Raw genomic sequence first — 6,159 nt, 5'->3', positions numbered from 1 at the left:
ACCAGTAATGGGTTAAGTGATAAAAAGTGTATGGAAATATAGGGGCCAATCCAGATGGTTTTTAATTCAACCAATTTATCGGACCATGCCAGCAAATATTGACTGCCAATAAACAATTCGCCACGAAAATCCGTACGCAAGCCATAGCACAACACGGGAATATCAAGTTCGTCGACGACTTCTGACAACTCATGTACCTGCTCACGGGTCAAGAACTGGCTTTCATCCACTAATACGCAGTGAATAGGCTGACGCGCATGTTCACCGGCAATGTCAGAAAATAATGAAGTTTGAGTATTATACAATCGTGCTGGCGATGATAGACCAATTCTTGAACTCACCTTCCCGGAACCAAAGCGATCGTCTATCTCCGCCGTATAAACCACGGTACGCATCCCTCGCTCCTGGTAATTGTAGGAAGACTGTAACAGAGCGGTAGACTTACCTGCATTCATTGCAGAATAGTAGAAATAAAGTTGTGCCATCGGCTGCGTGACCCCAATCAATGTGTTTTATCGCAGCCAAATTGTATCATATATTCTCCTTCTATCTGCCCTTTCAGGGCGGGTATTGCGATCAATGTTAAGCCTGCGGATACCTAAAAGATTAAGCATTTTAATAGAAGGACGTGTCTGCTATTCGTACGATCAGGGACACGGCGACTTACGGTGCCATTGTCCTTTTGTGCTTATCCGTGTTCCTGCAGAGAGGCTATAACGGACCTGGACAAGTGTTTTATATTAAACATCACCGCAACCACTGAGCTAATACCGAAGATGATATTTATCCATGCGAAGTATAACTTTACTCGCTGAGAATCAGAAAAAGCATACTATCTCAGGGTTTTAGCTTATGGATGCAACTTCGCTATAAGCAGTAAAGATGTGAACTCACCCGGAAAAATTAACTTAAATTAATTAATTCTCGAGACAAATAACAACTTATTTTGACTTCCTTACATTCTCCCCTATTGCACATCTGATTTTATCGCTCTATTATTAGTCCAACAAACCACCCCACAATATAAGTTTGAGATTACTACAATGAGCGAAGCACTTAAAATTTTGAACAACATCCGTACTCTTCGTGCGCAGGCAAGAGAATGCACACTTGAAACGCTCGAAGAAATGCTGGAAAAATTAGAAGTCGTCGTTAACGAACGTCGCGAAGAAGAAAGCGCTGCTGCTGCGGAAATTGAAGAACGCACCCGTAAACTGCAGCAATACCGTGAAATGCTGATTGCTGATGGTATTGATCCGAATGAGCTGCTGAGCACCATGGCAGCTGTTAAAGCGGGTACTAAAGCCAAACGTGCAGCACGTCCGGCTAAATATAGCTACGTTGACGAAAATGGCGAAACTAAAACCTGGACTGGTCAGGGTCGTACTCCGGCAGTGATCAAGAAAGCGATGGATGAGCAGGGTAAATCTCTGGACGATTTCCTGCTGTAATAAACTATCGTATCCGTTTAAAAATCCCGCTCCGGCGGGATTTTTTTATCTCTTAATCCAACATACGCCGTACGGGTATAAAAAAACCGGGAAACGAAATCGCTCCCGGCTTCTTGTAGTACTTCAGATAACGATTACTTCGCGACTGCTTTTTCCAGCCAGGTTTTAAATTCTGCGCCCAGTGACTTATGGCGAACGCCATATTCAACAAAAGCTTGCATATAACCCAGTTTATTACCACAGTCATGACTCACGCCTTTCATATGATAGGCTTCGACCGTTTCTTTTTCGATCAGCATATCAATTGCATCAGTCAGCTGAATTTCATCACCGGCTCCTGGAGGCGTTTTTGCCAGCAGCGGCCAAATATCCGCGCTCAGCACATAACGACCAACAACGGCCAGATTGGACGGCGCAACGTCCGCTTTTGGTTTTTCGACAACACCAACCATCGGAACGCTCTCACCCGGCTGCAGAGGCTGGCCTTTGCAGTCAACAACGCCGTATGCAGTCACGTCTGCAACGGGTTCAACCATGATTTGACTGGCGCCAGTCTCATCAAAACGAGCAATCATTTCCGCCAGATTATCGCAGGACAGATCGGATTCAAATTCATCCAGAATAACGTCTGGCAAAATAACCGCGACTGGCTCATCGCCAACAACAGGATGGGCACACAGCACAGCATGACCCAGACCTTTAGCCAGCCCCTGACGGACCTGCATAATGGTAACGTGCGGCGGACAAATAGATTGAACTTCTTCCAACAGCTGGCGTTTTACACGTTTTTCCAGCATCGCTTCCAGTTCAAAACTGGTATCAAAATGGTTTTCGATAGAGTTTTTGGAGGAGTGCGTGACCAGAACAATTTCAGTAATCCCGGCTGCGATACACTCGTTAACAACATATTGAATTAAAGGCTTGTCTACCAACGGCAGCATTTCTTTAGGAATAGCCTTAGTTGCAGGCAACATCCGGGTACCTAATCCCGCGACCGGGATTACAGCTTTTCTTACTTTTGAATTAAGCGCAGCCATTGAAATCTCCTGGACTGTTCGTTTTTTAAACTTCTCGTTAATAATATGATATCGAGTATATCAGCCTGCTCAGCCAAACCTGGTCTGAAAAGGATTGGATATCCCCGAATTAGGATTTTTACGCATTAAACCCGGCGATAGTACCACCGCAAAAGATCGTGCGGTAACCCTGGCAGAGTTAAAATAAACACAATTGCTCATTCCGCAGACAACATAAGGCGTAAACGCCCACCAGCCCCCCAAATTTGGCACTGCCATGATGTACAGCGTTGACTTATTTGGTTGAGATATGCATTACCTAACGTTCCTAACGGAACCCCATTACTAATCTGAATTTGGTGTTCGCCTGTATTCAGCGTGCCGTTCAAACCCGCAGAAACTAATATCAAATTTTTCAATCCGCTGTGGTAATACCCTACCAATAATGGGAATTGCCCTGGCAAATTTGCCTGACGTAGCAATTGATTAACCTGTTTTAGCAGACTTCCCATCTCCGGCAAGCGCTGCCCCTGATGAGCTAACTGCTCTTGCAGCAGTCCATTAAACAGTGCACGCAACAATAAGGCTGCAAGAACCCCATTATCCCCCGCGCGCGTGACATCCAGACAATAAAACGCCAGATCGTTTTCTGATAACGGTGCAATATCGAGAACCAGTCCAGGCTTATCAGCCGACATAAGCTGGCGATAGTGAATACGACAACGGGACATCTCCTGTTGAACAGGAGGCTGAAGTTCCTGCAGCAGCCTCGATGCCGCTTTCGGGTCACTGACTAGCGCATCCCAGTCCTCAAATAACCGCTCTTCCTCTTCCACTCGCGAATTGAACATGTTGGGATAGAGGCAGGCATAGACCGTTTCCTTCAGGCGCTCAAAATCCCTCACTGGCTTTAGCAGGATATCCTGTACACCAAGGCGCAGCGCTTTAGCAATATCCGCCATATTTTCTGTTGCTGATATCATCAGAATCGGCAGCTGTTCACCTTGATTGCGCAGATGTTCAACCAGTTGCAGGCCATTCATACGCGGCATCGAAATATCACAAATCATCAGATCAGGTTTTGAATCGGCCATTTTTTGAAGCGCATCCACCCCATCCTCCGCCTGTACGATAGTCGCACCAAGCGAAGTTAACCAGGTGTGCAAAAGAGAGCGGAAAACGGGTTCGTCTTCAACTATCAGAATCTGTTTACCCGCCAATGGCTGCGTCATGATCTCTCCTCTGGCTGACGATAATGTAATAGTGGCATGCTATTCACGCTATCGCCTGTCAGAATTTACTTAAGTCGGTGTTAAATGCGCTACGCGGAGGTACGCACCAAAGGTAATAGTTCATCCATTTTCTTTTCAACCGCCAGATGACCAGCTGCTATAGCTTCACCGGCTCGATGAAAATCAAGAGTGGAGATTTGCGGGCAAAAGGGTTGTATCAGAATATCCGGCGGATCGCCCGCCATGCGGTTTCGCTTAAGGCGATTTTCCAGCACCTGAATAGAAGTGGACATGATCTCCATAGCCGTTGGCGTCACCGTCGCCCGGCGCGAAGTCATGCGCGTCAACCGGGTGCGTATACGAGAATGCCAGGAGAAATCTTCCTCCTCTTCCGGGCGTCGCGCCTCCATGGATAACAAATCTTGCTGCATCAGATGCGCATCGTGCTGCAAATCAACGGCAATCACAATATCTGCGCCCATTGCGCGAGCCAGGGACACCGGCACGGGATTGACAACCGCGCCATCCACCAGCCAGTAACCATTATGCATCACTGGCGACATCAGCCCGGGCATACTGCAAGAGGCGCGTACCGCAAGATGCAGATCCCCCTCAGTAAACCACAATTCACGGCCAGTGCTTAAATTGGTGGTGACGGCCGCAAATCGACGTTCGCAGCATTCAATGTCAGTGGTGGGCATAAGCTGCCGATACTGACTGAACACACGCTCGCCGCGCAGTAATCCGCCGCGTTGCCAGGAGAGATCCATTAACTTCAGAACGTCCCAATTACTAAAGGAGCATACCCATTTCTCCAGCGCAGGAAGTCGATTGCAAGCGTAGGCTGCGCCTACCAGCGACCCAATAGAACATCCCGCGATGACATCAACGTCTATACCTGCACGCTGTAACGCATTGATCACACCGATGTGCGACCACCCTCGTGCGGCTCCTGCCCCTAATGCCAGACCAACTTTAAGCTTTCTCATTATTACCGAAACATATCCTTCCACTCCGGGCATGGCATCATCGCCATCGCTCAGTTAACATAAGCACTTTAGCGTAACAACGCCGTTTTTCTCTTTTCCATGGAGGCCGTTTTGTCGCAATTATGCCCCTGTGGCAGCGCTCTGGAGTATAGCTCATGTTGTCAGCGTTATCTGGCTGGCACACAGCTTGCGCCGGATCCGTCACAGCTGATGCGATCCCGCTACAGCGCATTTGTCATGAAAGATGCCGACTATCTGATCAAAACATGGCACCCCTCCTGTCAGGCGCAACAGTTTCGCGCAGACCTGGAGAACGGATTTACCCGAACCCAATGGCAAGGTTTAACCCTCTTTGCCACCGATACTGGCCGCAGTCCTGATGAAGGCTTCGTCAGCTTTATCGCTCGTTTTACTGACGATAACCGCTCCGGGGCTATTATTGAACGATCCAGATTCTTAAAAGAAAACGGACAGTGGTACTATATTGACGGCACACGACCGCTCATTGGTCGAAATGACCCCTGCCCTTGCGGTTCAGGTAAAAAATTTAAAAAATGTTGCGGCCAATAAGCCAGCAGCAGAAATAGCAAACACTACAGGATTTTCCCCGCGATGCATTCACTACAACGTAAAGTACTACGCACTATTTGCCCTGATCAGAAAGGCCTCATCGCGCGTATCACTAATATCTGCTACAAGCACGAACTGAACATCGTGCAAAACAACGAATTCGTTGATCATCGGACCGGTCGTTTCTTTATGCGTACCGAGCTTGAAGGTATTTTCAATGATTCCATTCTGCTGGCAGACCTCGACAGCGCTCTGCCAGAAGGCTCTATTCGTGAGTTAAACCCAGCAGGCCGTCGCCGTGTCGTGATTTTGGTGACCAAAGAGGCACACTGCCTGGGCGATCTGCTGATGAAAGCCAACTATGGTGGGCTGGACGTAGAAATTGCCGCCGTTATCGGTAACCATGAAACGCTGCGCACTTTGGTTGAACGATTTGATATCCCCTTCCAGTTGGTAAGCCATGAAGGTTTAACCCGCGAAGAGCACGATAAGCAAATGGGCGATGCCATTGCCGCTCTTGAGCCAGATTATGTCGTACTGGCAAAATATATGCGCGTGCTGACCCCGGAATTCGTCTCTCGCTTTCCAAATAAAATCATTAATATTCACCACTCGTTCCTGCCAGCCTTTATTGGCGCACGCCCTTACCATCAGGCATACGATCGCGGCGTGAAGATTATTGGCGCGACCGCGCACTACGTGAACGATAATCTCGATGAAGGCCCAATCATTATGCAGGACGTGATTCACGTGGATCACACCTACACCGCAGAAGATATGATGCGTGCGGGTCGTGACGTCGAGAAAAATGTGCTGAGCCGTGCTTTATATCAGGTTCTGGCGCAGCGGGTATTCGTTTACGGCAATCGGACGATTATTCTTTAATCGATAATGAAATTAG

Annotated in this window: 7 protein-coding genes; 3 read left to right on the top strand and 4 right to left on the bottom strand. The window is 47.9% G+C overall.

What is annotated here, in order from left to right; all coding sequences use genetic code 11:
- Positions 1–485: thymidine kinase (locus tag QVF11_RS11945; RefSeq protein WP_287857073.1), on the bottom strand; the 485-nt coding region annotated here is incomplete at its 3' end.
- 558 nt (positions 486–1,043) lie between these two features.
- Here QVF11_RS11945 and hns point away from each other — a divergent pair.
- Positions 1,044–1,451 carry a histone-like nucleoid-structuring protein H-NS gene (hns, locus tag QVF11_RS11940; RefSeq protein ID WP_041146073.1) on the top strand — a complete coding sequence of 136 codons (408 nt, stop codon included), beginning with the start codon at positions 1,044–1,046 and terminating at the stop codon, positions 1,449–1,451.
- A 134-nt stretch (positions 1,452–1,585) separates the two neighbouring features.
- Here hns and galU read toward each other — a convergent pair whose 3' ends face one another.
- From galU to rssA, 3 genes are all read right to left on the bottom strand, one after another.
- Entirely contained in the window at positions 1,586–2,488 is a 903-nt protein-coding gene (gene galU / locus QVF11_RS11935) for a UTP--glucose-1-phosphate uridylyltransferase GalU (RefSeq protein ID WP_112213394.1), read from the bottom strand.
- A gap of 197 nt (positions 2,489–2,685) precedes the next feature.
- Positions 2,686–3,699: a two-component system response regulator RssB gene (gene rssB, locus QVF11_RS11930; RefSeq protein WP_112213393.1), complete on the bottom strand. Its 1,014-nt coding sequence runs from the start codon at positions 3,697–3,699 to the stop codon at positions 2,686–2,688.
- Positions 3,700–3,788: 89 nt separating this feature from the next.
- On the bottom strand, positions 3,789–4,688 hold the full coding sequence (gene rssA / locus QVF11_RS11925; protein ID WP_112213392.1) for a patatin-like phospholipase RssA: 900 nt from the start codon (positions 4,686–4,688) through the stop codon (positions 3,789–3,791).
- Positions 4,689–4,799: 111 nt separating this feature from the next.
- Here rssA and QVF11_RS11920 point away from each other — a divergent pair, with 111 nt between their 5' ends.
- On the top strand, positions 4,800–5,258 hold the full coding sequence (locus QVF11_RS11920; protein ID WP_112213391.1) for a YchJ family protein: 459 nt from the start codon (positions 4,800–4,802) through the stop codon (positions 5,256–5,258).
- 42 nt (positions 5,259–5,300) lie between these two features.
- Complete coding sequence (purU, locus tag QVF11_RS11915; RefSeq protein WP_110275575.1) at positions 5,301–6,143, top strand: formyltetrahydrofolate deformylase; 843 nt, start codon at positions 5,301–5,303, stop codon at positions 6,141–6,143.
- Positions 6,144–6,159: the final 16 nt, after the last annotated feature.

The organism is Klebsiella sp., from assembly GCF_027492335.1.
In the GTDB taxonomy this organism is placed as follows: Bacteria; Pseudomonadota; Gammaproteobacteria; order Enterobacterales; family Enterobacteriaceae; genus Klebsiella; species Klebsiella huaxiensis.
The sequence above is the reverse complement of the archived record's forward strand: the minus strand, read 5'-3'. Positions and strand labels throughout refer to the sequence as shown.

Bases quoted from the DNA above. Each gene is read 5' to 3' on its own strand.
- purU (WP_110275575.1), top strand. From the start codon at position 5,301: ATGCATTCACTACAACGTAAAGTACTACGCACTATTTGCCCTGATCAG.
- rssB (WP_112213393.1), bottom strand. From the start codon at position 3,699: ATGACGCAGCCATTGGCGGGTAAACAGATTCTGATAGTTGAAGACGAA.
- hns (WP_041146073.1), top strand. From the start codon at position 1,044: ATGAGCGAAGCACTTAAAATTTTGAACAACATCCGTACTCTTCGTGCG.
- galU (WP_112213394.1), bottom strand. From the start codon at position 2,488: ATGGCTGCGCTTAATTCAAAAGTAAGAAAAGCTGTAATCCCGGTCGCG.
- rssA (WP_112213392.1), bottom strand. From the start codon at position 4,688: ATGAGAAAGCTTAAAGTTGGTCTGGCATTAGGGGCAGGAGCCGCACGA.